Source organism: Streptomyces sp. EDA2-14 (genome assembly GCF_054963755.1).
This window is the reverse complement of sequence record NZ_JBUEGE010000020.1, coordinates 90,575-114,076: the sequence shown is the minus strand read 5'-3', so window position 1 is coordinate 114,076 and position 23,502 is coordinate 90,575. Positions and strand designations below refer to the sequence as shown.

The window sequence follows — 23,502 nt, the reverse complement described above, 5'->3', positions numbered from 1 at the left end:
ATCGACGGATCGACGGATCGGCTGGCTGGCTGGCCGGCTCAGAACTGTAGGGACTTGGTCTGGAGGTACTCGGACAGGCCGTGCGCCCCCAGCTCGCGCCCGACGCCCGACTGCTTGTAACCGCCGAACGGGGCGAGGGGGTTGAAGCGCCCGCCGTTGATGTCGACCTGGCCGGTGTCCATGCGCCGGGCGAACGCGGCCGCCTCCTCGTCGGAGGCCGCCCAGACCGCGCCGGCGAGCCCGTACACGGTGTCGTTGGCGATGCGCAGGGCGTCGTCCTCGTCCTCGTAGCGCAGGATCGAGACGACGGGGCCGAAGATCTCCTCCTGGGCGATGGTCATGTCGGAGGTGACGTCGGCGAACACGGTCGGGGCGACGAAGTAGCCCACGGCGTGCGGGGTTTCGGTGCCGCCGGTGACGAGCCGGGCGCCCTCGGCGACGCCCTTGTCGATGTAGCCGCGCACGCGCTCCTGCTGCTTGGCGTTGACGAGCGGGCCGATGCGGTCGCCGTACTTCGCCGCCGCCGTGGCGGCCAGCTCCACGGCCTCGTCGTACTGGTCGGTGTGCACGAGCATGCGGGTCCAGGCGCTGCACGTCTGGCCGGAGTTGCCCATGACGTTGGCGACGCCGACGTTCACGGCCTTGGCGAGGTCGGCGCCCGGCAGGACGACGTTGGCGGACTTGCCGCCGAGTTCGAGGGCGACGCGCTTGACGGCCGCTCCGGCCGTGGCGCCGATGCGGCGGCCGACCGCCGTGGAGCCGGTGAACGAGACCAGGTCGACGTCCGCGTGCTCGGCGAGCGCCTGCCCCGCCACCGGGCCGAGGCCGGTGACCAGGTTGAACACGCCTGCCGGCAGGCCCGATTCGTGGACCGCTTCGGCGAACAGCTGGGCCGTCAACGGCGTGTCCTCGGCGGGCTTGAGGACGACGGTGCAGCCCGCGGCGAGGGCGGGGGCGACCTTCGCGACGATCTGGTGCAGCGGGTAGTTCCAGGGCGTGATGGCGCCGACGACGCCGACCGGCTCGGCGAGGACCGTGGAGTTGCCCACGCGCTCCTCGAAGGGGTGGGTCGCGGCGAGTTCGGCGTAGGTGCCGGCGACCGCGATCGGCAGGCCCGCGTGCACCGCCTGCGCGAACTGCGCGGGGGCGCCCAGCTCGGCGGTGACCGTCTCGGCGATCTCGTCCTTGCGGGCCACGAGCACGTCCCGCAGCGCCGCGATGCGGGCCGCGCGCTCCGCGGGCGGGGTGGCGGCCCAGGCGGGGAACGCGGCGCGGGCTGCGCGCACCGCCGCGTCCACGTCCTCGGCGGTGCCCGCGGGGACGTGCGCGATGGTCCGCTCGTCCGTCGGGTCGACCACGGCGATGGTGTCGCCGCCCCCGGCCGTGCGCCAGGCGCCGTCGATGTACATCCCGTCGTGCGCCTTCATGGCACTCCCTCGGCCGCAGGTATGTCCTGGCGCCCCAAACTAGCGCCGCTAGTTTCCGGGGTCCAGGGGTCCACGGCTCGCCGGGTCAGTGCCGCTGGTGATCTTTGTCGCGTTGCCGGGCGCCCGGCACCCGTGCCCACCCCCCTCCGGTCTCCTTCCTGCCGCCGCCCCGGACCCCGAGACCGGCCGCCACGAACAGCAGGCCGCCCAGCATCACGAACGGCGCCGCCGTCCCCGCGACGCCCGCGATCAGACCGGCCGACGCCGGGGCCGCGACCTGCCCGAGGCGGTTCCCGGTCAGCCGGAGCGCGAGCGCGGTGGAGCGGGCCTCCGCGGGGGCGGCCTGGACGACCGTGGTCATGGAGAGCGGCTGGCCCACGCCGAGGCAGAAGCCGAGGACGACCAGCATCGCGCCGAGCGCCCACACCGGCACGGGCAGCGCGATGCCCGCGCACAGCAGCGCCGCGAGCAGACACGTGGTGGCGATCAGGGCGGTCCTGCCGAGCCAGTTGATGAGCGGGGTCATGACGAGGCGGCAGGCGACCGTCGCGCCCGCGCGCAGGCTGAGCAGCACGCCGACCACGGAGGGCGCGATGCCCCGGTGCTCGCCCACCACCGGCAGATACGCGGTGAGGATGTCGGTGGCCGACAGGACGGCGAGGCTGATGAAGATGCCGCCGGGCACGCCGCGGGTGCGCAGGATGCGGTGCACGGGGACCCTGGAGGTCTCCTTCGTCCGCGAACCCGTCTGCGTACGACGGGACTCGATGCGCCACAGCGACGTCACGGCCAGCGCGCAGACGCCCGCCGACACGAGGAGCGCGAGCGCGCTCGTGCCCGCCATGTCGTGGCCCTCGATGAGGGCGCCCGCCGCGATCGGCCCGACGAGCTGGCCGAGGGAGGCGCCGATGGTGAAGTGCCCGAAGTTGCGGTCCTGGTCCTCGGGCGCGGACTGCCGGGCCACGATCGACTGGGCCCCGATGACGAAACACAGGTGCCCGAGGCCCATGACACCGCTCCAGGCGGCCATCGCCACGAGCGTGTCGGCGAGCCCGCTCATCGCGCACCCACCCGCGATGAGCACGACCCCCACCGGGAGCAGCGGCGCGCACCGCCCGTGGTCGGTGCGCCGCCCGAGCGGCACGGCCGCGAACAGCGGCAGCAGCGCGTAGACCCCCGCGATGACGCCGACGGCACGCTCGTCGGCGCCGAGCGCGAGGGCCCGGTAGGAGACCGCGGGCCGCGCCATCGACACCGCCCCCTGCGCGAAGCTGAAGGCGATGACGAGGCGGAGCAGCCAGGTACGGCTCATCGGGTCACACGATTCCGAACAGCAGACCGGCACCGAGGACGACCAGCGCGGTCAACGCTGCCCATTTCACGGTGAACTTGGTGTGGTCGCCGAACTCGACCTTAGCCATGCCCACGAGGACGTAGACGGCCGGGACCAGCGGGCTCGACATGTGCAGCGGCTGACCGGCGAGCGAGGCACGGGCGATCTCGAGGGTCGAGACGCCGTGCGCGTTCCCGGCCTCGGCGAGCACCGGCAGGATGCCGAAGTAGAAGCCGTCGTTCGACATGAAGTACGTGAACGGGATGGACAGCACGCCCGTCACGAGCGCCATGTGCGGGCCCATCCAGTCGGGGATGCCGCCCACGACCCACTTCGCCATGTGGTCGACCATGCCGGTGCCCTGGAGCACACCCGTGAAGACGGCGGCGGCGAAGACCATGCCAGCGACGTTGAGCACGTTCTCGGCGTGCGCGCCGATCCGGGCCTTCTGGTCCGCCATGTGCGGGAAGTTGACCGAGAGCGCGAGCGCGGCGCCGAGCATGAACAGGACCGGGATCGGCAGGATCTCCATGATCATGGCGGCCAGGAGCGCGACCGTGAGCAGCGCGTTGAACCAGTAGAGCTTGGGCCGCAGGGTGGCCCGGTTCGGGTCGAGCCCGGAGAACGTCTCGCCCTCCTCGTTCTCGTACGAGGGGGTGGCCGCGGAGCCGCTGCCGGAACCGGCGCCGGCGCCCTTGCCGCCGCTCCCGGCACCGACGAGCACCTTCTCCTCGACGGTCTCGGTCACCGTGACGTCCTCGTCGAGGGACAGGTACCCGAGGCGCTTGCGCTCGCGGCGGCCGAGCACGTACGAGAGGGCGAACACGAAGAGCAGTCCGACGCCGAGCGCCGGGATCATCGGCACGAAGATGTCGCTCGCGTCGACCTTGAGCGCGGTGGCGGCACGGGCCGTCGGCCCGCCCCACGGCAGCGTGTTCATCACGCCGTTGGCGGTCGCGGCGACACCCGTCATCACGATGAGGCTCATCTTCAGGCGCTTGTACAGCGGGTACATCGCCGAGACGGTGATCATGAAGGTGGTGGAGCCGTCGCCGTCGAGCGAGACGATCGCGGCGAGCACGGCCGTGCCGACGACGATGCGCACGGGGTCGGCCTTCGCGAACTTCAGGATGCCGCGCACGATCGGGTCGAAGAGGCCGACGTCGATCATCACGCCGAAGTAGACGATCGCGAACATCAGCATGGCGGCGGTCGGCGCGAGATCACCCACGCCCGCGATGACGTAGTCGCCGAGATGCGCGCCCTTGCCCACCAGGACGCAGAAAAGCGCCGGGATGAGCACGAGCGCCGCGATCGGCGACACCTTCTTCATCATGATCAGCACCAGGAAGGTGGCGATCATGCCGAATCCGAGGATGGTCAGCATGGGGAGGGGCCCTCTCACGTCTACGTTCGCCTTCGAACAGCCGCCGTGGGGGAGGCAGCCAGCGAGACGCTAGGTGGGCCGAACAAGCGTTAACAAGACGTTGACACGCGAGCAATAAGCGCAAAACTCCAGGTCACAGCCGTATCAGTCGAGCACCCGCGCCAGGTAGGCCCGCAGCAGCGCCCGTACCTCGCCGATGATCGCCTCGTCGCCGCGCTCCGGGGCGACGCGGAACGCGAGGCGGACCAGGGCGTCGGCGGCCTCCACGGCGACCAGGAACGCGCGGCGCAGGTCGGCGTCGGGGGTACGGCCGAGGTGCGGGGCCAGGAGGCCGGTGAGGGTGTCGGCGACGCGGCGGTTGGGGTCGGCGTCGGGCGCGCCCACGGGGAGCTGGGTGCCGAAGTCGACCAGGGAGAAGCCCGGCGCCGTGCGCTTCATCGCCAGGTACTCGTCGAGCACGGCGTCCATCGCGGCCCGCCAGTCCCCCTCGGGGACCTCCCGGAGGCGGGCGGTGACCCGGCGCACGTAGCGCTCCAGGTTCCGCTCGGCCAGGGCGTCGACCAGCGCCCGCTTGTTGCCGAAGAAACGGTAGACCGAGCCGATGGGCACCTCGGCGCGCAGCGCGACGGCGCGGGTGCTCAAGCCGTCGTAGCCCGTCTCGTCGAGGAGTTCGGCGCAGGCGTCGAGGATCCGGGTCAGGCGCTCGGCGCTGCGCCGCTGAACGGGCTTGCGGCGCAGGGACGTTGGATGGGCCATGCGGACCAGCCTACGGGGAGGCGGTCACGTCCGCCGTGGCCTCGACGGGCTTGTTCGCGACCGCCCACACCGTGTGGTCGTCCGCGTAGAGGCGGGCGGTGAGGCGGTGGGTGCCGCGGTCGAGGCGGCTGCCGGGCAGGCGGTAGTCGACGGCGCGCAGCCGGGCGAGGGCGCGGCCGTCGAGGTAGAGCCGGGCGTAGCCGCGGCCGTGGACGGCGCGGGGCGGGGTGCCCTCGGGGCTGAGCCGGAAGCGGCGCACCCAGATCCGGACCTCCCAGCCGCCCGCGGGGCCCGTCCGCGGCTTCACGATCAGGCCGATCCGCGGTGCGTCCTTCTCGGGGATGCGGCGGTAGTGGTGGCCGTCGGCGTCGGTGCGGTCGATGACCTCGCCGACGCGCCGCGGCCCGCCGCCGTCGCCCCCGCAGCCGACGGCGCCCGCGAGCAGGACGCAGGCGAGGAGCGCCGCGACGGCCGCACGGAGCGGCGGGAGGCTGGGCATGTACCGGACGGTAGAGGAGCGCCGACCTCGGCGGATCCCCCTCGGGGAGGAAGGCGGCGACCGCCCGTCGCCCGTGCGACGGATGGCGGGGGCGGTACGGCGGGGGCGATGACGTCTTGCGCCGCCCACCCCCGATTCCTATGGTGTGCCATAGGAATCGTTGACGAGGGAGCGATGATGAGCGGGGACGTACGCAAGACCGCCGAGGGGCTGACCTACCTCACCGGTTTCGGGAACGAGCACGGCTCCGAAGCCGTTCCCGGGGCCCTGCCGGTGGGGCGCAACGCACCGCAGCGCGCACCGCTCGGCCTGTACGCGGAGCAGCTCAGCGGCACCGCGTTCACCGAGCCGCGGGCGCACAACCGCCGCTCGTGGCTGTACCGGATCCGTCCGTCGGCGGCGCACCCGGAGTTCACCCGTGCCGACAACGGCGCGGTGCGCACGGCCCCGTTCACCGAGACCGTCCCCGATCCCAACCGCCGCCGCTGGAACCCGCTTCCGGACCCCGCACCCGGCACGGACTGGCTGGCCGGCCTGTGGACGCTCGGCGGCAACGGCGACGCGACGCAGCGCACCGGCATGGCCGTGCACCTCTACCACGCCAACTCCTCCATGACGGACCGGGTGTTCAGCGACGCGGACGGCGAGCTGCTGATCGTCCCGGAGCACGGCGGGCTGCTGCTGCGCACCGAGTTCGGGGTGCTCGCCGCAGGACCGGGCGAGGTCGCCCTGATCCCGCGCGGCGTCCGCTTCCGGGTGGAGCTGCTCGACGCCTCGGCCCGCGGGTACGTGTGCGAGAACTACGGGGCCGCCTTCCAGCTGCCCGACCTCGGCCCGATCGGCGCCAACGGCCTGGCGAACGCGCGGGACTTCAGGGCTCCGGTCGCCGCGTACGAGGACACCGAAGGCCCCGTCGAGGTCGTCAACAAGTTCTGCGGCAACCTCTGGGCGGCCACCTACGACCACTCCCCGCTCGACGTCGTCGCCTGGCACGGCAATCACGTCCCGTACGTGTACGACCTGCGCCGCTTCAACGTGATGGGGACCATCTCGTACGACCACCCCGATCCGTCGATCTTCACCGTGCTGACGTCGCCTTCGGACACCCCGGGTCTCGCGGGCGTCGACTTCGTCGTGTTCGCGCCGCGCTGGCTGGTGGGCGAGGACACGTTCCGGCCGCCGTACTTCCACCGGAACGTGATGAGCGAGTACATGGGGCTCATCGAGGGCGCGTACGACGCGAAGGCCGAGGGCTTCGTGCCCGGCGGCGGCTCGCTGCACAACATGATGTCGGCGCACGGGCCCGACCGGGACACGTTCGACAAGGCGTCGGCGGCCGAGCTGAAGCCGCAGAAGGTGGACGACGGACTGGCGTTCATGTTCGAGACGCGCTGGCCCGTCACCCTCGCCCCACAGGCGTCGACCGCCGGGCATCTCCAGCGCGGCTACGACGACGTGTGGCGGGGCCTGGAGCGCCACTTCCGCGGCTAGCCCCCGGCGGCCGCCGCATTGCACCACTCCCCCCACGACCGGTACGGATAACCCGTGACGTCATTCGCCCCGGACTCGATCGTCCTGAACCGCAAATTGCCGCTCTGGTATCAGGTGTCGCAGTCCCTGCGCGCCTCGATACTCGGAAGATCACCACAGGACCCGCTGCGCCTGCCCACCGAGGAACAGCTCGCGGGGCACTACGGGGTCTCCGTACTCACCATGCGTCAGGCGCTCAAGGAGCTGGAGGACGAGGGGCTGATCACCCGGCACCGGCGCCGCGGCACGTTCATCGAGCCGGACGCCCGCGAGGGGGCGCCGGTGCGCCTGCTGGGCTCGGTGGACGCGATCGTGGCGCAGCAGTCCGGCATGACGACGCGGCTGCTCGACCACGGCACGGCGCCCGTGCCCGTCGCCTTCGCCGAGCTCTTCCCGGGGGCCGCGGCCGTCCCCACCTACCACCGGCTGCGCAGCGACGAGAAGACCGGCGAGCCGACGAACCACGCCCGCAACTATCTGCGCCCCGACCTCGGCGCCCGCGTCGACCTCGCGGACCTGGAGCGGTGGCCGATGACGAAGGTGCTGCGGGACGTGGTCGGCGTCCGGATCAGCCGGATCACGGACTCGGTGCAGGCCCGCCTCGCGGACCCGGAGACGGCGAGGCTGCTCGAAGTGCCGCTGCTCAGCCCGATCCTGCACTACACAGGCATCACGTACGACGAGGAGGGCAGGGTGTTGGACGTGGCGGTCATCCATTACCGGGGAGACCGCTTCTCGTTCACGGTGACGTTGGACGCGGACTAGATCGAGCTCCGGCGGGGCTGGGTATTTCAAGCCCCTGCGGCGATTGAGCAGCGGGGTCCGGGGCAGAGCCCCGAGACCGCAACCCCGGTGCCGCGCAAGAGGGGGGACGTACCATGCCGGTCGTGACGAACGACCCGCTCCTCGCGGAGCTCATGCCCTGGTCCGTGCCCCCACTGCGCACGGGCCGCGGCTGGCCGGTCGCACCGGACGCCGCGTCCCTGAAGGCCCGTTGGAACGCCTTCGTGCGGGCCGAGCCGGCCGAACGCGCGGCGCTCCTCGAACCCTCCCGCGCACGCACCCTGCACACCGCCGCCGCCCAGCTCCCCGGCCAACGCACGGGCACGGAGCCGCTCGCGCACGCGCAGGGGCCCTGCCCGGAGCCGGTGCCGCTGCTGCACGGCCCGTTCGACGAGCAGTGGCTCATTCCGGACCAGCGCCTGATCGACGCGGCGCGGCCCGAGCTGTGGCGGGTCGCGGACGAGCGGCAGCTGTTCCTCGTGGAGCAGGGGTACGTGCCCGACGCGGGCGGCCCCGCGCTGCTCGCGTCCGCCGTGCTCCCGGAGGGCCGCTCCCCCGCGGGCCGCCCCGGCCGCATCCGCCCGCTGTTCCGCCGCCCCGGCGGCGCGGAGCCGAATGTGGCGCCCGGCCTGCTCACGCACCTGAGCGGGGCGTACGACCAGGAGGTCACGGCCGCCGGCCTGTTCGCGTGGATCCTGGCGGTGGGCGCCCGGGCCGGCTCCCCCGACGTCCGGGTGCCGCTGCCGGACGACGCCGACGTGTGGGCGCGCGGCGTGGAACTCGGCCGCCGGGTGCTGTGGCTGGAGCGGCGCGGCGCGGGCACCGAGCGCCCCAAACTGCCCGGTGGCCGCCGCCCCTATGTGCGCGCCCCGCTGCCGGTCCGGCCCACGGAGATCCTCTACGACCGCGAGGAGGAGGCCCTGCTCATCGGCGACGGACGGGTCTCCCCGGTTCCGGCGGCGGCCTGGGACTTCCACGTCAGCGGGGTCGGGGTGCTTGAGCAGTGGTTCGCGCGCCGCGTCGCGCCCGCCGAGCCGGGAACGCTCGCGGCGGTGCTCCCTTCCGAGTGGCCGCAGCCGTGGACGTCGCAGCTCCTGGAACTCGTCACGGTCCTCACGCTGCTCGCGGAACTGGCCCCGCAGCAGACGGAGGTGCGGGAGGCCGCGCTCGCCGACCCGATGACGACGCAGGACCTGGAGCGGGCACGTGTCCTGCCGGTACCGGACGCGGCCACCCGTCCGGCCTCGGTCCTGGACCACCAGGAGGAGGGCCCGGGCGGCCAGTTCGCCATCGTGTGACGCCCGGCGGCGGGGCCTACTCCGCCGCGAACCCCTCCAGCGTCCGCCGCAGCGCGCGCTCGAAGACCGCTTCCAGGTCGATCGGGCCCGCGTCCTCCGCGAAGGACGCCGCGAGGCGCGGGTAGCGGCCCGAGGCCAGTTCGCCGCCCAAGTAGGCGATCCGCACGGCCTGTTCCTGCTCGGCGCTCCACGGCAGGGACCGGGTCCGCTCGGCCGTGGCGATCTCGTTCGCGACGTACGTCGTGACCACGCTGGTCACCGCCGCGACCAGCTCCATCTTCGTGCCGTACGGCAGGTCGAGCGGGTCGAGGCAGGTCAGGCAGTACTCCAGGTACGCGAGCGCGTTCGGGCTGAACCCGTAGACCGGTGACATCAGGCCCGGCAGCCACGGGTGCCGGTGCATCGCGGCCCGCCCCTGATGGGCGAGGGCGAGCACGTCCGCCCGCCAGTCGCCGCTCGGCTCCGGGTACTCGTACTCGGCGCTGACGGCGTCGACCATCAGCTCGTACAGGTCCTCCTTGCGCGGCACGTAGTTGTACAGCGACATCGTGCCCATGCCCAGCTCACCGGCGATCTTCCGCATGGACACCGCGTCGATGCCCTCGGCGTCGGCGACGCGGACCGCCGTCGCCGCGATGTCGGCCCTGCTGTGCGCGGGCTTCGGCCCCCGCCCGGCGCGCTCGGGGCGCGCCCAGATCACTTCGGGTTCGGCCGCTCGGCCCGCCATTGATCATCACCTCGCGCTCCATCCTAGTTACGTACACCGTACGTAGTGCGCTACGGTGGGGCCATGACTTCTACGTACGCTGTACTTAGTGAGGGTCTGGAGAAGAGCTTCGGCAGCGGACCGAAGGCCGTGCACGCCGTACGCGGACTGGATCTGGCGGTCCGCGAGGGCACGGTCTGCGGTCTGCTCGGGCCGAACGGCGCGGGCAAGACCACCGCGGTCCGGCTGCTCACGACACTCCTGCGACCCGACGCCGGCACCGCGCGTGTCGCCGGACACGACATCACCACCGACCCGCAGGCCGTCCGCCGCCGCATCGGCGTCACCGGCCAGTACGCGTCGGTCGACGGAGACCTCACGGGCCGCGAGAACCTGCGCCTGTTCGCCCGCCTGCTGCGCGCGCCGGGCGCCCGGGCCCGCGCCGACGAGCTGATCGAGCGCTTCGAGCTGACGGATGCCGCCGACCGCCCCGCCCGCACCTACTCCGGCGGCATGCGCCGCCGCCTCGACCTGGCCGCGAGCCTGATCACCCCGCCCGCCGTGCTCTTCCTCGACGAGCCCACGACGGGCCTCGACCCGCACAGCAGGAACGGCATCTGGGAGGCCGTGCGCGAGCTGGCCCGCGAGGGCACGACCGTCGTCCTCACCACGCAGTACCTGGAGGAGGCCGACCAGCTCGCCGACGACATCGTGCTGATCGACGGCGGCCGCGCCGCCCACTCGGGCACGCCCGCCGAGCTGAAGGCGCAGATCGGCCACTACGCGGAGGTCGTCGTGGCGCAGGACGCGGGCGAGCGGGCGCTGCACGCCGCGGCGGTCGTCCTCGACCAGCTCACCGGCGCCCGGCCCCGGGTGGACGCCGAACGCCGCACCGTCGGCGCCGTCGTCCTCGACCCGTCCGTCACGCTCCCCCGCGTCGTCCGAGAACTCGACGCGTCCGGCGTCCCGCTGCTCGACGCGACACTGCGCCCGCCCACGCTCGACGAGGTGTTCCTGCGCCTCACCGTCACCGACCACGACCCTCAGGAGGTCGCCGCATGAGCACCGCGATCCTGTACGACGGCACGGCCATGCTCGGCCGCCACCTCCAGCGCATCAGGCACGCCCCGGCGATCCTGGTCATGACGCAGACGATGCCGATCGTGTTCCTGCTGTTCTTCGGCTACGTCTTCGGCTCCGCGCTCGCCATGCCGGGTGCGGACTACCGGGCGTTCCTGGTGCCGGGCATGCTCGTGGCGACGGCGGCGAACGGGATCATGACCGGGATGTTCGGCGCCGCCCAGGACTCGCACCGCGGCGTGATGGACCGCTTCCGTACGCTGCCGATGAGCCGGGCGGCGGTGCCGCTCGGGCAGGCGGTCGCCGATCTGCTGACGACGGCGGTCGGGCTCGTGCCGCTGGTGCTCGTGGGGCTCGCGATGGGCTGGCGGGTCGAGGGCGGTCTGCCGGGCGCGCTCGGCGCGTTCGGGCTGCTCCTCCTCTTCCGGTTCGCGACGACGTGGGTCGGGATCCTGCTCGGCCTCGCCTCGCAGAGCGAGGAGGCGGCGGGGCAGTTGGGCAGCGCCACGTTCATGCTGCCGCTGCTGTCGAACGCGTACATCCCCACCGACGGGATGCCGGGGTGGGTGCGCACGGTCGCCGAGTGGAACCCGATCAGCGCCGTGGCCACGGCCGTGCGCGACCTGTTCGGCAACGCGCCGGTGCCGCACGGCGCGGCGTGGCCGGTGACGCACCCGGTGGCGGGCTCGCTGGCCTGGTGCGCGGTGCTGCTCGCGGTCTGCGCGCCGCTCGCCGTCCGCCGCTACGCGCGCGGCGGACGGTGAACCGAACCAGCACGAAGGCGGCTACTTCTGGGGCGCCAACTCCGGCCCCAGCGAGGAGAACTTCTCCTGCGAGACGACCCGCTTCGGCGGCCAGGTGATGTTGTCCGGCGGCCACTTCTGCCCGGTCTTCTTCAGGAACCACTCCGGCGGCTCGTACATGGGCGGCTCATAGCCCTCCGGAATCGCCGTCTTCCACTCGACGTCCTTCGTGCGGTCCTTGAACTCGTCCTTGATGGCCTTGAGCCGCTCCGGCTGGGTGATCAGGTCGACGGCGGTGGCCGCCAGGTACTTCGCGGCGGCGAGCACCGCGGCCTGACCGGGCGCGGCGGCGGCGCAGGCGGCCGTGGACCAGGTGTGCATCTTCGTGCCGATCGGGGCGAGCGCGGAGCCCATCGACACGGTCGGCACGTTCCAGCTGATGTCCGCGACGTCGGTCGAGCCGCCGCCGAGGAACACCGGGTCCGGCGGCTTGAGTTCGGCGACCTTGTCGTGCATTCCGGCCTCGGGGAGCCCGAGCGACTTCTGCAGGTCCTTCGCCAGCCGGTGGGCCTCCGCACCGAACTTGGGCGGGCCTATCCGCTGCATGTTGTCGTGCAGCAGCTCCGCGAAGGACTTGGACGGCAGCTGGTTCCAGCAGGCGGAGGTGATGCGGTGCTGCACCTTCGTCTGCGAGGCCTTGGCGGCGGCCTCGGAGATCGCGATCACCTTGTCGAGCAGCACCTGGACGCGGGCGGTACTGCCCTCGCGCACGTAGTAGCTGATCTCGGCGATCTCCGGGGTGACGTTCGGTATGTCGCCGCCGTTGTTGATCACCCAGTGCAGCCGGGCGCTCGGCGCCATGTTCTCCTCGCGCAGGAACTCCGACATGGTCGCCATCATCACGGCGGCGTCGAGCGCGGACTTGTTGCCGAGCGGGGTGCCGCCGTGTCCGGCGACGCCGAGGAACGTGAAGGTCACGGCGGTCATGGCGTTGCTGGTGCCCCAGCCGGTGGCGTTGGCGGTCGAGGGGTGCCAGTCGAGGAAGGCGTCCAGACCCTCGTACACGCCCTTGCTCACCGCGTACGTCTTGCCGATCAGGGTCTCCTCGGCGGTGGAGCCGAAGAACTTCACGGTGACGGGGAGCTTGTGCTTCTTGGCGGCCTGCGCGACCGCTGCCGCCGCCGCGGCGGCCGCCGTGCCGAGGGCGCTGTGCCCGCAGCCGTGGCCGGGGCCGTAGCCGGGGGCGAAGGGGTCGTGGATGTACTCGCGCGGGTCGTGGTGCCCGACGCCCTTGCTCTGGGAGAGGCCGGGCAGTGCGTCGTACTCGCCGCTGAAGCCGAGCACCGGGCCGCCGCTGCCGTACGAGTAGGTCGCGGTGAACGCGGTCGGGAAGCCGGCCGTGCCGAACTTCACGTCGAATCCGGCCCGTTCGAGGAAGCCCGCCTCGGCGAGCGAGGAGTTCCACTCGCGCAGCGACAGCTCGGAGTGCTCCCAGATCTCCTCGTTCAGGCCGGTGACGCGGGAGCTGTTGGCGGCGATCCAGTCGAGCGCGGAGGACTTGGCGGGGCTGTCCTCCGCGAGGCCTTCGGGCGCCTTGTACTCGGCGGGGGCCGCGTCCACACCGTCCGAGGCGGCGGCCATCGCCGGGTCGGCCTGCGCCGTCATCGCGGCGGTGGTCACTCCGGCGGCGCCGAGCATCTGCATGATGCGGCGTCTGCTGATCTGCGGCCCGGACACGGCCTGGGGCGTCTCGTGCTCGTGGTGGTCGTGCAGGTCACACACGCGTACCTCCGGGGGTGAGGTGGGTGTAGCTGTAACTGCCATCGACGATCACGCGCCACAGTGGACCCCGGAGATTACCCAGTCAACACCCCTGCGTGACACGGCCGTTACGCGACGTACGGGGTGGTGGGCACGACAAAGGCCCGCATCGTCCCCCTTGCCGGAGTGTCCACCGCATGCCGTGGGGATGACGGTCGCTGTGATGCGCGGCGGTACACCGGACGGCTCGGAGGCTCGATACGGGCCTTGTCTTTTGCTGGGGCGGCCGTCCTGCTAGTGGCCGCCGAACAGCGAGCGGCGAAGCCGGCGCAGGGGCGCGAAGAGGGAGACCCTCCGCACGCGTGCACGACTGCCGCTGCGCTCGTGCGCACTGTCACGCGTGGTCAGCTCGCGCATCAGAGACGTCGCCTCCACCGTCTCGCGCTGCGGGACGGCAGGGCCGCCGAGCACCGAGAGATGGCGGTCGAGACGCGAACTGGTCGCACTGTTCCCGCAGGTGATCGCAGGCACTCGCGGCCTGCTGCGCACTGTTATCTGTTCCATGTCACTCCCCACCCGTACGAGGGCACCCGGCCCGGGCAGGTTAACCCTATCGCCCCCGCCCGACACTCGTGTATCCCGGTAGCAGTATTCACCTCCTCCGTAAGGGGGTTGACGGTTCGAAACCGATCACTCTCCGAATCCGACTGATTCCAGGGCGAGTTGGACAAGTGGGGCTCCCGTGGGGCGCTCGGAGCCGCCGTCGGGCTCCGTCGTGACAGCGAGTGAGGAGGCGTCCGGAGTCAAGCCGGAGGCCACAACGGGCGTGTCGGAGCCGTCGTCGGGCAGTACGGCGAGGGAGCGCGGCGGGGCCGACGGCGTCATCAGCCACAGTTGGTGGTCGCGTCCGGGCGGCGGCTCCTGGAGACCTGTGACAGTGATCACTGCGCCGCGCCGCCGTGCCGACGCGACCACGTTGAGACCGTCGGCGCGCACGGCGGTGGCGTCCGGGGCGGAGAGCACCCGTGTCGCCTCGCGCACGGCGGCCTGCTGCGCGTCGAGGCGGTCGGACGTGCGTTCCCACTGCACGGCGAAGAGGGCGGCCACGGTGAGTGCGCCGGCCCCCGTGGCCACACCGAGCGGAATCAGCAGTCCACGCGCGCGTGGCGCGGTGCGGGGCCGGTCCTCCGCCTCGGTGGACGGGACCGCGGGGGCCCGGGGTGTGGCCCGTACGGCGGTCAGCACCCGCTCGCGCAGGGCGGCGGGCGGTGCGACGGCGGCCGAGCAGGCGAGCCGCACGGAGCTCTCCGTCAGCGCGCGCACCTCGGCGGCGCAGGTGGCGCAGCGCTTCAAGTGCCGCTCGAAGCGAGCGCGTTCACGGAGCTCCAGGGCGTTCAGGGCGTAGGGCGCGGCGAGGGAGTGGACGCGGCGGGCCCAGCGGCGCCCGCCCCCGTCGGCGCTCGTGCGGCTCTCTCCGGCGCTCATGCGGCGTCCCCCAGGCAGGCACGCAGCCGGGTGAGGCCGTCGCGCATCCGTGTCTTGACCGTGCCGAGCGGGACCGCGAGGCGTTGCGCGACCTCCCGGTAGGTGTAGCCCTCGTAGTAGGCGAGGGTCACGGAGCGGCGCTGGAGTTCGGTGAGGCCTTCGAGGCAGCGGCGGACCCACTCGCGGTCCAGGTTCGTCTCGACCTGCTCGGCGACCTCGTCGAACGCGGTCCGGTGCCAGCGGCTCGCGGCCCGCTCCTCGCGCTCCCTCGCCGCGCGGGCGCTGCGCACCCGGTCGACGGCTCTGCGGTGGGCGCGGGTGAGCACCCAGGCCATGGCGGTGCCCCGGTCCGGGTCGAAGCGGGTGGCGTCCCGCCACAGTTCGAGGAACACCTCCTGGCTGACCTCCTCGGACTGGGCGGGGTCGCGAAGCACCCGGAGCACGAGCCCGTACACCGCCCCCGACACCAGCTCGTACAGCTCCTCGTACGCCCGCACGTCGCCCTGCCCGACCATCGGCAGCAATGTGTCCGCCCGCATCGGTTCCCTCCCGTCGGCGGCGCGGCCCGCTGCCGTGCCGCCTCCACTACGTGGTTCGCGGCCGGGCCCGGTCCGGATCGGGGACGCCGCGGACTTTCGTGAGGGAAGTACGGGCGCACGGGCGCGGAACGCGGGCGCGCGGCCGGCCAATCCGCCGTCGGCCCGGTTCACGGCCGACCAATCCGGCGGGCGCGGCGCGCCGAATGGCTTGGCGTCAACCGCACTTCGTGCACGGACCGCGTGAGGACGTGACCCATGACCCCTCTGTCAGCGAAGCCGGCGAAAGCAGCGGCTTCGGCAAGCCCCGACACGGCACGCGGCAGGCCCCGCGTGCGGCTGCGGCGCAGGGGGCTCGCGCTCCTGGTCTGCGGTGGCCTCGCCGCGGGCGGTCTCGCGGCCGCCGGAGCGCCGGGCCTCGCCCCTCAGCGGGCCGAGGCCTCCAGTCACCGCGAGGCCCCGCTGATCTCCGGGCAGCCCCAGTACGACAACACCGACGTGTACGCGTTCGTGAGCCCGGACAAGCCGGACACCACGACGCTGGTCGCCAACTGGACCCCCTTCGAGGAACCCGCGGGCGGGCCGAACTTCTACCCGTTCCCCGAGGACGCCCACTACGACATCCACATCGACAGCGACGGCGACGCGCAGGGCGACCTGATCTACCGCTGGACGTTCGACACGAAGACCAGGAACGGGAACACGTTCCTCTACAACACCGGCCCCGTGAACAGCCTCGACGACCCGGACCTCAACGTCACGCAGACCTACGACATCGATCTGCTGCGCCTGAAGGACCAGCGCATCGTGTCGAAGTCGAAGATCGCCGACAACGCCCCGATCGCGCCGTCGAACGTCGGCAAGGCGTCGATGCCCGACTACAGGAAGCTGCGCGACCAGGCGGTCAAGAAGGTCGGCGGCGGCGTCACCTCGTACGTGGGCCAGGCCGACGACCCGTTCTTCCTCGACCTGCGCGTCTTCGACCTGCTGTACGGCGGGAACCTCTCGGAGGTCGGCCGGGACACGCTCAAGGGCTACAACGTCAACACGGTCGCCCTCCAGGTGCCCACGTCGTACCTGACGGAGTCGAAGCGGCAGCCGACCATCGGCGTGTGGTCGACGACCTCCCGCAAGGACGCGAAGGGCGACTGGACGCAGGTGTCCCGGCTCGGCAGCCCGCTGGTCAACGAGGTGGTGAACCCGCAGAAGGTCAAGGACCGCTTCAACGCGTCCGCGCCGTGGAACGACAGCCATTTCCTGCCGTTCGTGACCGAGCCCGAGCTGCCCAAGCTGATCGAGTCGATCTACAAGATCAAGGCGCCGAAGACCCCGCGCAACGACCTGGTGGACGTCTTCCTCAAGGGCGTGAAGGGCCTCAACCAGCCGCCGGGCGTGCGCCCCTCGGAGATGCTGCGGCTCAACACCTCCATACCGCCGACCGGTTCACCGAAGCGGCTCGGCGTGCTTGAAGGCGACAAGGCGGGCTTCCCGAACGGCCGTCGGCTCGCCGACGACGTCGTGGACGCCGAGCTCCAGGTCGTCGAGGGCGAACTCCTCGGCAAGAAGAACGACCTGGGCGACGCGGTCGACGCCAACGACAAGAAGTTCGAGTCGACGTTCCCCTACGTGGCGCTGCCCACGGAGGGCTCGCGCGGACCGCTCGCCAAGACCAGGACGCAGAGCGACACCGAGGTCCGCGACCAGCTCACCGGCAGCCCGGTGTCCTCGAACCCGGGCGACGACAACACGCTCCTGGCGGCCTCCGCCGCGGCGGCCGGCGCCGGACTCCTGCTGATCGGCACCGGACTGCTCTGGTGGCGCGGCCGGAGCAGGCGGCGCGCGCGGTTCGACCCGCCGTACTCCACGTAACGCACGCCACCGACCGGCGCGGCCCGCGTGCTTCGACCTCCACCGCGGGCCGCGCCTCCCACCCGTCCAACGGACACCGTCCCAAGGAGCGCGCATGCAGGTCTTGTCCGGCAAGTGGCCCGGGGCCCCGGGGTTCGGGCGGCTGCTCGCCCTCGGCGCCGCGCTCGCCCTCGCCCTCACCGCGGGGGCCCTGGTCGCCGACGACGATCGCCCGCCGACGTCCGTGACCACGGGGACCGCCCCGAACCCGGCACCGGCGCGGCTCGCCTCCGGCGACCTCGACCGGGGCGTCACGGCGCTGCAGAAGCACTTGAAGGCCCGCCCCAGGGACTACGCGTCGTGGGCCTCGCTCGGCACGGCGTATGTCGAGCAGGCGCGGGTGAACGCCGATCCGTCCCGCTACCCGCAGGCCGAGCGCGCCCTGAGCCGCTCCCTGACGCTGCGTCCGGGCAACGACCCGGCGCTCGCCGGTCGGGCCGCGCTCGCCGCCGCCCGGCACGACTTCGACGGCGCGCTGCGGCTGTCGCGCAAGGCCCTCGCGGTCAACCCGTACAGCGAGGCCGCGCTGGCGCTGCGCGTCGACGCGCTCGTCGAACTCGGCCACTACGCGCAGGCGTCGAGGGCGGTCGACGAGGCGGACTCGCGCCGCCCCGGCGTCCCGGTCTTCACCCGCTTCGCCTACGTCCACGAGCTGCGCGGCGACGTCACGACCGCGCGCGAGGTCCTGGAGCGGACCCTCGCCTCGTCGACGGCCCCCGGCGACGTGTCGTACGTGGCGACCTCCCTCGGCCAACTGGCGTGGCGGCGGGGCGAGTACAAGACCTCCCTGCGCCACTACGCCACGGCCCTGCGCGCGGACCCGGACTCCGTGGCCGCCCTGGAGGGGCGCGGCAGGGCGCGGGCCGCGAGCGGGGACACGACGGGAGCGATCCGCGACCTGAAGGCCGTCGTCGCACGCGCCCCGCTGCCGACCGCGCTCGTGGAGCTCGGCGAGCTGTACGAGGCGCGCGGCGAGAAGCAGGCGGCGAAGCGGCAGTACGCCCTCGTCGGCACGTGGCTGCGGCTCGCGCGGGCGGGCGGCGTCGACGTCGACCTGGACACGGCGCTCGCCTCGACGGAGCACGGCGACCGGGCCGCGGGCCTGGAGGCGGCGCGCGCCGAGTGGCAGCGCCGGCACACCGTGCACACGGCGGACGCGCTCGCCTGGGCGCTGCACGTCAACGGCCGCGACAAGGAGGCGCTGCCGTACGCGCGCCGGGCCACGGCGACCGGATTCGGCGAGGCCGCGTTCCTCTACCACCGGGGTGTGATCGAACTGGCCGCGGGCGACCGGTCCGAGGGCCGCGTGCTGCTGCGGAAGGCGCTGGACCGCAACCCCGGCTTCTCCCCGCTGGGCGCGAAGGCCGCCCGGGCGGCGCTGGCCGGGGCCGCGGGCAAGGAGGCGGCCCGATGAGGCGCTGGAAGCGGTACGTCGTCCTGCCCACGGCGCTCGGCGCCGCCACGGTCGGGCTCCTCCTCGCCGGATCCCCGCAGGCCGCCGCGCACCCGCTCGGCAACTTCACCGTCAACCACTACGACGGGCTGCTCGTCGGCCGCGACACCCTGCGCGTCGACCACGTGGAGGACCTGGCGGAGATCCCGACGCAGCAGGTGCGGCCCGAACTCGACGAGCGGGGGCGTGCGGCGTGGGCGAAGGAGCGGTGCGCGAGCGCCGCACGGCGCGCCCACGCGACGGTCGACGGGCGCGGCGCGCCCCTGACGGTGCGGACGGCCGACGCCGAGCTGCGCCCCGGCCAGGCGGGCCTGAAAACGCTGCGCGTGGAGTGCGCGTTCACGGCGCCGCTGCCCCGGGACGAGAAGGTGCGCGTCGAACTGCGCACCGGTGTCGCCCAGGGCCCGGGCTGGCGCGAGATCACGGCGCGCGGCGACCGGAGGACACCGACGGACTCGAACGTTCCCGCCGAGTCGACGTCGGACCGGCTGACGCGCTACCCCAAGGGCCTGCTGTCCTCGCCGCCCGACCGGGTCACGGCGTCGGTCACGGCCGTGCCCGGCGGTCCGGCGGCCCCGGCCACGGGCGGGAGCGCGGCCCGGTCCGAAATCCTCCCCCGCGGCGCCGACCGCTGGACCGAGTCCCTCACCCATCTGGTGTCGCGGCGCGAACTCGGCCCCGGTTTCGCCGCGTTGGCCCTCGGACTCGCCCTCGTCCTCGGCGCGCTGCACGCGCTCGCACCCGGTCACGGAAAGACCCTGATGGCGGCCGCCGCCGCGGCCCGCGGGCGGGCCCGGCCGCGCGACGTGCTGCCGCTCGCCGCGTCCGTGACGGTCACGCACACGCTCGGGGTGCTCGCCCTGGGCGTCCTCGTCACGGCCGGTTCCGCGGCCACGCCCTCGGTGATCGCCTGGCTGGGCCTGGCGAGCGGGGTACTGGTGACGGTGGCGGGGGTGGGCCTGCTGCGCAGGGCGTGGCGGTACCGCAAGGCGGCGCGAGCACATACGCACGGCCACGGCCACGGCCACAGTCACCATCACGGCCACAGTCACGATCATCACCACGGCCACGGCCCTCACCACGACCACGCGCACCCGATGCCCCGGCCCACCCTCCGCGGAACCCTGTTCCTCGGTTTCGCCGGGGGCCTCGTGCCCAGTCCCTCCGCCGTGGTCGTGCTCGTCGGCGCCTCCGCGCTCGGCAAGGCGTGGTTCGGCCTGCTGCTGGTGCTCGGCTACGGCGCCGGGCTCGCACTCACCCTCACCGCGGTCGGCTTCACGGTGGTGCGGGTCGGCGGCCGGATCGCGCGGGCCCTGGCGGACCGGCCGCGGCCCGGACGCGGACCGCTGGCCGGTTTCGTACGCCGTGGCGTGAGCCGTGCGGTGCCGTTCGGTTCGGCCTTCGTCGTGGTGGCGCTCGGCTGCGGATTGGCGTTCAAGGGGGCTGCAACGGCGCTCGGTTGAGCTACTTTTGTTCAGACTTGTCTTGCCGCGCTTGCTTGTCATCCCACGAATGGGGGCGCCCGTGGTGGAGCGTGTTGTCGCCGGACGGTACCGGCTGCTCGATCCGCTCGGCGAGGGTGGAATGGGCACCGTGTGGCGGGCCCGCGACGAGGTGCTCGGGCGCGAGGTCGCCGTGAAGGAGGTGCGCGCCCCCGCCGGTCTCCCGGACTCCGAAGTGCAGCGCATGTACGCGCGCCTGGAGCGGGAGGCGTGGGCGTCGGCGCGGGTCACGCACCGCAATGTGGTGACGGTGTACGACGTGGCGACCGAGGAGGACCGGCCGTGGATCGTCATGGAGCTGGTCCGTGGCGTCTCCCTCGCCGAGCAGCTGGACGCGGAGGGCCCGGTGTCCCCCGCATACGCCGCGCACATCGGCGCCGAGGTGCTCGCCGCGCTGCGCGCCGCCCACGACGTGGGCGTGCTGCACCGCGACGTGAAGCCCGCGAACGTACTCCTGTCGAACGAGGGCAGGGTCGTGCTCACCGACTTCGGCATCGCCACGGTCGAGGGGACGCAGGCGCTCACCATGACGGGCGAGGTCATCGGCTCGCCCGAATTCCTCGCCCCCGAGCGGGCGTTGGGGCGCACGCCGGGCCCCGAGTCGGACCTGTGGTCGCTCGGTGTGCTGCTGTACGCGTCCGTGGAGGGGCACTCGCCGTTCCGCCAGGACACCCCGCTGAGCACGCTGCGGGCCATCGTGGACGAGGAGTTGCCGCCGCCGCGCCGCGCGGGTCCGCTGGCCCCGATCATCGAGGGGCTGCTGCGCAAGGATCCGGCCGAGCGGACCCCGGTGGCCGAGGCCGAGCGGGATCTGCGGATCGTCGGTTCGGGCGGCACGCTGCGCGCGGGCCCCGTGCAGGCCTCGCCGCTCGCCTCGCAGCCGACGGTGACCTCGCGGCAGTCCCCCGCGCCCCCGCCTCCTCCGCCGGCGGCCCCGATGGGCGCGGCGCCGACGGCCGCCACGGCCCCGGTCACCGCGGAGCCGGACCCCCGCCACCCGCGCCGCGCGTCGGCGGCCCTGATCGCGGGCATCGTGGTCCTGCTCCTCGCCATCGGAGGACTCACGTACGCACTGGTCAACCGCGACCAGAATCCCAACGGGACGGCGGACAACGGCGGCGGGACGTCCGGGGGAACGAGCGGCGGGACCACCAGCGGCGGCGGCAAGGGCGGCGGCGGGGGCAACGACGGCGACGGCAACGGGGGCGGTGGGACCACCGGCGACAACAGCGGCAGCGGCGGCTCGACCACCGGAGGCGGCGGAGGCAGCAGCGGAAACGGCGGGAGTGGCGGGAGTGGCGGGAGCGGTGGGCACAGCACCACCCCGGCCCAGTCCGTCCGGGTCAGCGTCCAGGCGGTGCGCGGCAGTTACTCGGGGCCGTGCCCGCCGCCGGCCGCCGCGGCCCCGGCGTTCAGCGCGACGATCACCGTGGGCCGCGCCCCGGCCGGCGTCCGGTACCGCTGGGTGGTGCGGAACGGCGAGGCCTCGGACCCCGGCTGGAAGACGCTGGCCGTCCCCAAGGGCGCCGCGAACAAGAGCCGTACGGTCACCACCACGCAGACGGGCCACGAGGCGGGCGGGACGCTGCGCGACCGGATCGGCATCGAGGTGAGCGGCCCGGTCGCGGTGACGTCGAACTACGTGTCGTACGCCATCACGTGCGAGGTGGTGACACCGTCGAGCGGTGCCACCACCGGTTCACCCACGTACTGAGCCAGGACCGGCCTACGCGGCGGAGGTGAACACCGGCAGGTAGCCGCCCGACTGCCCGGCGGCCGTGGGGTGGTAGGACTCGCCGATGTTCGACCAGTTGACGCTGTGCAGCCACGCGTCGCCGGAGCAGATCTCGTGCCCGGTGAACGTGCTCGTCACGTCGCCGAAGGCGAAGCCCCGTGTGGCGGCGTTCTGCTTGATGGTGGAGTTGAGCAGGTTCGCGGCGTCGTTGATGGCCGAGCGCTCCGTCTCGGAGAGGCCCGCCACGCAGGTGCCGCTGAGCTTGTAGAAGCGGGGGTAGCCGAGCACCACCACGCGGGCGGACGGGGCCTTCGTGCTGATCGCCGAGTAGACGTCGCCGAGCTTGCTCGGCAGGGTCGAAGTGATGTAGTTCCGCGCCTCGTTGACCCGGGACACGCAGGTGGACTCGGAGTACAGGACGCAGGTCGTCATGACGTCGGCGAAGCCCGCGTCATTGCCGCCGATGGAGATCGAGACGAGCCCGGTCCCCGTGCCGAGCGGGCCGAGCTGGTTGGCGATGACATCACCCGTACGAGCACCCGAGCACGCGGTGAAATTAAAGCTTGAGGGTGAATGGGCCGCCGCCCACAGGGCCGGGTAGGCCTTCGTGGAGCGCTTGCAGGAGCCGCTGCCGGAGTCGTAGCTGCCGGCGCCGACGCCGGAGGAGTAGGAGTCGCCCAGGGCCACATAGCCCGTGGCGGCGGCGGAGTCGGCGGCCTGCGCGGCCGCCGCCCCGGTGAGGGCCGCCGCCGCGGCGAGGACGAAGGAGGAGACGTAGGCCGCAATCCGGAAAGATCTCATGGAACCTCCCTTTAGCAGGATCGGCAGGGTCGCTGCCGCCCACTGTTGTTGCAGGTTCATGTCAGAGATATGACCTACCCTCGGGTCACTCGCGCTACGCCCGTAGAGGACCACTCAACTGGAGTGCCTGGTACCGGAGTTGCGGGCCACGGCCACCTTGACGGCGTGGCGGGGGCTGCGCGACATTGAAGCCCGGCATCCGGCGCTTCGGGGGGCAAAGTCGCCAATGCAGACCATCGGCATCAAGCCGTCGTCATCGGACGGCCCATATCTGCTCGCGGGGGCGGGCGTCGTCGCGGGAGGCGCGGGTCTCGTGCTCGCGCTCTCGCACGCCGGGTCCCCGCTGCGCGGACCGCTCACGCTCTTCTTCCTGCTCGCCGCGCCCGGCGCCGCGTTCGCGGCCGCGCTGCGCGGCCTCGACCCGTGGGCCCGCGCGCTCGCGTCGGCCGCCGGCGCGGTCGCGGTCGTGATGCTGGTCGCCCAGGGCATGCTCGCCGTGCACCGCTGGTCGGTGGACGGCGGAGTACTCGCGGTGGGTCTGCTGAGCGCTTCCGCTTTTCTCGCGCAATGGCTCGTCCGGCGGCTGCGCGGGGGCGCGACACCGGACATCCATGAACGGACCGGCAAAATCCACTGATGGGGACGGAAGTTAAGGAAATGACCAAAACCATAAAAACGTGAGACCTCGTTCCAGGTCTTGCCATACAGTCGTATTCATCAATACCGTCGTACATCCACCCGCATCGGACCGGCAGGAAATGCGACTCGGGGGAGGGACC

The 23,502-nt window shown here is 72.8% G+C and carries 21 protein-coding genes; 10 read left to right on the top strand and 11 right to left on the bottom strand.

Features of this window, described 5'->3' with window-relative positions:
• Nucleotides 1-38 precede the first annotated feature (38 nt).
• The 5 genes from ACY34M_RS34240 to ACY34M_RS34220 form a co-directional block, all read right to left on the bottom strand.
• Nucleotides 39-1,427: an aldehyde dehydrogenase family protein gene (locus tag ACY34M_RS34240; protein WP_462723207.1), complete on the bottom strand. Its 1,389-nt coding sequence runs from the start codon at nt 1,425-1,427 to the stop codon at nt 39-41.
• Nucleotides 1,428-1,512: 85 nt separating this feature from the next.
• On the bottom strand, nt 1,513-2,739 hold the full coding sequence (locus ACY34M_RS34235; RefSeq protein WP_462723208.1) for an MFS transporter: 1,227 nt from the start codon (nt 2,737-2,739) through the stop codon (nt 1,513-1,515).
• Between the two features lie 4 nt (nt 2,740-2,743).
• Complete coding sequence (locus ACY34M_RS34230; RefSeq protein ID WP_462723209.1) at nt 2,744-4,147, bottom strand: CitMHS family transporter; 1,404 nt, start codon at nt 4,145-4,147, stop codon at nt 2,744-2,746.
• A 144-nt stretch (nt 4,148-4,291) separates the two neighbouring features.
• The gene (locus ACY34M_RS34225; protein ID WP_462723210.1) at nt 4,292-4,903 is read right to left on the bottom strand and encodes a TetR family transcriptional regulator; all 612 of its coding nucleotides are present in this window, start codon (nt 4,901-4,903) and stop codon (nt 4,292-4,294) included.
• A gap of 10 nt (nt 4,904-4,913) precedes the next feature.
• Nucleotides 4,914-5,402, bottom strand: coding sequence for a hypothetical protein (locus ACY34M_RS34220; protein ID WP_462723211.1), 489 nt, complete (start codon nt 5,400-5,402; stop codon nt 4,914-4,916).
• A 177-nt stretch (nt 5,403-5,579) separates the two neighbouring features.
• Here ACY34M_RS34220 and hmgA point away from each other — a divergent pair, with 177 nt between their 5' ends.
• The 3 genes from hmgA to ACY34M_RS34205 all read left to right on the top strand — a co-directional run bounded on the left by hmgA (nt 5,580) and on the right by ACY34M_RS34205 (nt 9,013).
• Entirely contained in the window at nt 5,580-6,893 is a 1,314-nt protein-coding gene (hmgA, locus tag ACY34M_RS34215) for a homogentisate 1,2-dioxygenase (RefSeq protein WP_462723212.1), read from the top strand.
• A 54-nt stretch (nt 6,894-6,947) separates the two neighbouring features.
• On the top strand, nt 6,948-7,697 hold the full coding sequence (locus tag ACY34M_RS34210) for a GntR family transcriptional regulator (protein ID WP_462723213.1): 750 nt from the start codon (nt 6,948-6,950) through the stop codon (nt 7,695-7,697).
• Between the two features lie 113 nt (nt 7,698-7,810).
• Nucleotides 7,811-9,013 (top strand): type ISP restriction/modification enzyme, encoded by a 1,203-nt coding sequence (locus tag ACY34M_RS34205; protein ID WP_462723214.1) that lies wholly within the window; start codon nt 7,811-7,813, stop codon nt 9,011-9,013.
• A 16-nt stretch (nt 9,014-9,029) separates the two neighbouring features.
• On the opposite strand, the gene ACY34M_RS34200 is transcribed toward ACY34M_RS34205, so the two are convergent.
• On the bottom strand, nt 9,030-9,740 hold the full coding sequence (locus ACY34M_RS34200) for a TetR/AcrR family transcriptional regulator (RefSeq protein ID WP_462723215.1): 711 nt from the start codon (nt 9,738-9,740) through the stop codon (nt 9,030-9,032).
• A 63-nt stretch (nt 9,741-9,803) separates the two neighbouring features.
• Between ACY34M_RS34200 and ACY34M_RS34195 the strand changes: the two genes are divergently transcribed.
• Both ACY34M_RS34195 and ACY34M_RS34190 read left to right on the top strand, forming a co-directional pair.
• Nucleotides 9,804-10,781, top strand: a complete 978-nt coding sequence (locus ACY34M_RS34195) for an ATP-binding cassette domain-containing protein (RefSeq protein ID WP_462723216.1) — start codon at nt 9,804-9,806, stop codon at nt 10,779-10,781.
• A complete protein-coding gene (locus ACY34M_RS34190; RefSeq protein ID WP_462723217.1) occupies nt 10,778-11,563 on the top strand; it encodes an ABC transporter permease in 786 nt (261 codons plus the stop codon). The genes ACY34M_RS34195 and ACY34M_RS34190 overlap by 4 nt, the downstream gene beginning before the upstream one ends.
• A gap of 21 nt (nt 11,564-11,584) precedes the next feature.
• On the opposite strand, the gene ACY34M_RS34185 is transcribed toward ACY34M_RS34190, so the two are convergent.
• From ACY34M_RS34185 to sigK, 4 genes are all read right to left on the bottom strand, one after another.
• The gene (locus ACY34M_RS34185) at nt 11,585-13,324 is read right to left on the bottom strand and encodes an amidohydrolase (RefSeq protein ID WP_462723218.1); all 1,740 of its coding nucleotides are present in this window, start codon (nt 13,322-13,324) and stop codon (nt 11,585-11,587) included.
• A 273-nt stretch (nt 13,325-13,597) separates the two neighbouring features.
• Entirely contained in the window at nt 13,598-13,867 is a 270-nt protein-coding gene (locus ACY34M_RS34180; RefSeq protein WP_462723219.1) for a hypothetical protein, read from the bottom strand.
• Nucleotides 13,868-13,993: 126 nt separating this feature from the next.
• On the bottom strand, nt 13,994-14,788 hold the full coding sequence (locus ACY34M_RS34175) for an anti-sigma factor (protein WP_462723220.1): 795 nt from the start codon (nt 14,786-14,788) through the stop codon (nt 13,994-13,996).
• Entirely contained in the window at nt 14,785-15,405 is a 621-nt protein-coding gene (sigK, locus tag ACY34M_RS34170) for an ECF RNA polymerase sigma factor SigK (protein ID WP_462723248.1), read from the bottom strand. Before sigK ends, ACY34M_RS34175 begins: the two co-directional genes overlap by 4 nt.
• 177 nt (nt 15,406-15,582) lie before the next feature.
• On the opposite strand from sigK, the gene ACY34M_RS34165 reads away from it, so the two are divergent.
• The 4 genes from ACY34M_RS34165 (at nt 15,583) to ACY34M_RS34150 (ending at nt 21,901) form a co-directional block, all read left to right on the top strand.
• Nucleotides 15,583-17,193, top strand: a complete 1,611-nt coding sequence (locus ACY34M_RS34165; protein WP_462723221.1) for a DUF4331 domain-containing protein — start codon at nt 15,583-15,585, stop codon at nt 17,191-17,193.
• Between the two features lie 94 nt (nt 17,194-17,287).
• Nucleotides 17,288-18,646 carry a tetratricopeptide repeat protein gene (locus ACY34M_RS34160; RefSeq protein WP_462723222.1) on the top strand — a complete coding sequence of 453 codons (1,359 nt, stop codon included), beginning with the start codon at nt 17,288-17,290 and terminating at the stop codon, nt 18,644-18,646.
• Nucleotides 18,643-20,148: a nickel transporter gene (locus ACY34M_RS34155; RefSeq protein WP_462723223.1), complete on the top strand. Its 1,506-nt coding sequence runs from the start codon at nt 18,643-18,645 to the stop codon at nt 20,146-20,148. The genes ACY34M_RS34160 and ACY34M_RS34155 overlap by 4 nt, the downstream gene beginning before the upstream one ends.
• A 49-nt stretch (nt 20,149-20,197) precedes the next feature.
• Nucleotides 20,198-21,901 carry a serine/threonine-protein kinase gene (locus tag ACY34M_RS34150; RefSeq protein WP_462723224.1) on the top strand — a complete coding sequence of 568 codons (1,704 nt, stop codon included), beginning with the start codon at nt 20,198-20,200 and terminating at the stop codon, nt 21,899-21,901.
• Between the two features lie 12 nt (nt 21,902-21,913).
• Here the strand turns inward: ACY34M_RS34150 and ACY34M_RS34145 are convergent, their stop codons facing one another.
• Nucleotides 21,914-22,723, bottom strand: coding sequence for an SGNH/GDSL hydrolase family protein (locus ACY34M_RS34145; protein ID WP_462723225.1), 810 nt, complete (start codon nt 22,721-22,723; stop codon nt 21,914-21,916).
• Nucleotides 22,724-22,949: 226 nt separating this feature from the next.
• On the opposite strand from ACY34M_RS34145, the gene ACY34M_RS34140 reads away from it, so the two are divergent.
• The gene (locus ACY34M_RS34140) at nt 22,950-23,360 is read left to right on the top strand and encodes a hypothetical protein (RefSeq protein ID WP_462723226.1); all 411 of its coding nucleotides are present in this window, start codon (nt 22,950-22,952) and stop codon (nt 23,358-23,360) included.
• Nucleotides 23,361-23,502: the final 142 nt, after the last annotated feature.

Bases quoted from the DNA above. Each gene is read 5' to 3' on its own strand.
- ACY34M_RS34240 (WP_462723207.1), bottom strand. From the start codon at position 1,427: ATGAAGGCGCACGACGGGATGTACATCGACGGCGCCTGGCGCACGGCC.
- ACY34M_RS34235 (WP_462723208.1), bottom strand. From the start codon at position 2,739: ATGAGCCGTACCTGGCTGCTCCGCCTCGTCATCGCCTTCAGCTTCGCG.
- ACY34M_RS34230 (WP_462723209.1), bottom strand. From the start codon at position 4,147: ATGCTGACCATCCTCGGATTCGGCATGATCGCCACCTTCCTGGTGCTG.
- ACY34M_RS34225 (WP_462723210.1), bottom strand. From the start codon at position 4,903: ATGGCCCATCCAACGTCCCTGCGCCGCAAGCCCGTTCAGCGGCGCAGC.
- ACY34M_RS34220 (WP_462723211.1), bottom strand. From the start codon at position 5,402: ATGCCCAGCCTCCCGCCGCTCCGTGCGGCCGTCGCGGCGCTCCTCGCC.
- hmgA (WP_462723212.1), top strand. From the start codon at position 5,580: ATGAGCGGGGACGTACGCAAGACCGCCGAGGGGCTGACCTACCTCACC.
- ACY34M_RS34205 (WP_462723214.1), top strand. From the start codon at position 7,811: ATGCCGGTCGTGACGAACGACCCGCTCCTCGCGGAGCTCATGCCCTGG.
- ACY34M_RS34200 (WP_462723215.1), bottom strand. From the start codon at position 9,740: ATGGCGGGCCGAGCGGCCGAACCCGAAGTGATCTGGGCGCGCCCCGAG.
- ACY34M_RS34195 (WP_462723216.1), top strand. From the start codon at position 9,804: ATGACTTCTACGTACGCTGTACTTAGTGAGGGTCTGGAGAAGAGCTTC.
- ACY34M_RS34190 (WP_462723217.1), top strand. From the start codon at position 10,778: ATGAGCACCGCGATCCTGTACGACGGCACGGCCATGCTCGGCCGCCAC.
- ACY34M_RS34180 (WP_462723219.1), bottom strand. From the start codon at position 13,867: ATGGAACAGATAACAGTGCGCAGCAGGCCGCGAGTGCCTGCGATCACC.
- ACY34M_RS34175 (WP_462723220.1), bottom strand. From the start codon at position 14,788: ATGAGCGCCGGAGAGAGCCGCACGAGCGCCGACGGGGGCGGGCGCCGC.
- ACY34M_RS34165 (WP_462723221.1), top strand. From the start codon at position 15,583: ATGACCCCTCTGTCAGCGAAGCCGGCGAAAGCAGCGGCTTCGGCAAGC.
- ACY34M_RS34160 (WP_462723222.1), top strand. From the start codon at position 17,288: ATGCAGGTCTTGTCCGGCAAGTGGCCCGGGGCCCCGGGGTTCGGGCGG.
- ACY34M_RS34155 (WP_462723223.1), top strand. From the start codon at position 18,643: ATGAGGCGCTGGAAGCGGTACGTCGTCCTGCCCACGGCGCTCGGCGCC.
- ACY34M_RS34150 (WP_462723224.1), top strand. From the start codon at position 20,198: ATGGGGGCGCCCGTGGTGGAGCGTGTTGTCGCCGGACGGTACCGGCTG.
- ACY34M_RS34145 (WP_462723225.1), bottom strand. From the start codon at position 22,723: ATGAGATCTTTCCGGATTGCGGCCTACGTCTCCTCCTTCGTCCTCGCC.
- ACY34M_RS34140 (WP_462723226.1), top strand. From the start codon at position 22,950: ATGCAGACCATCGGCATCAAGCCGTCGTCATCGGACGGCCCATATCTG.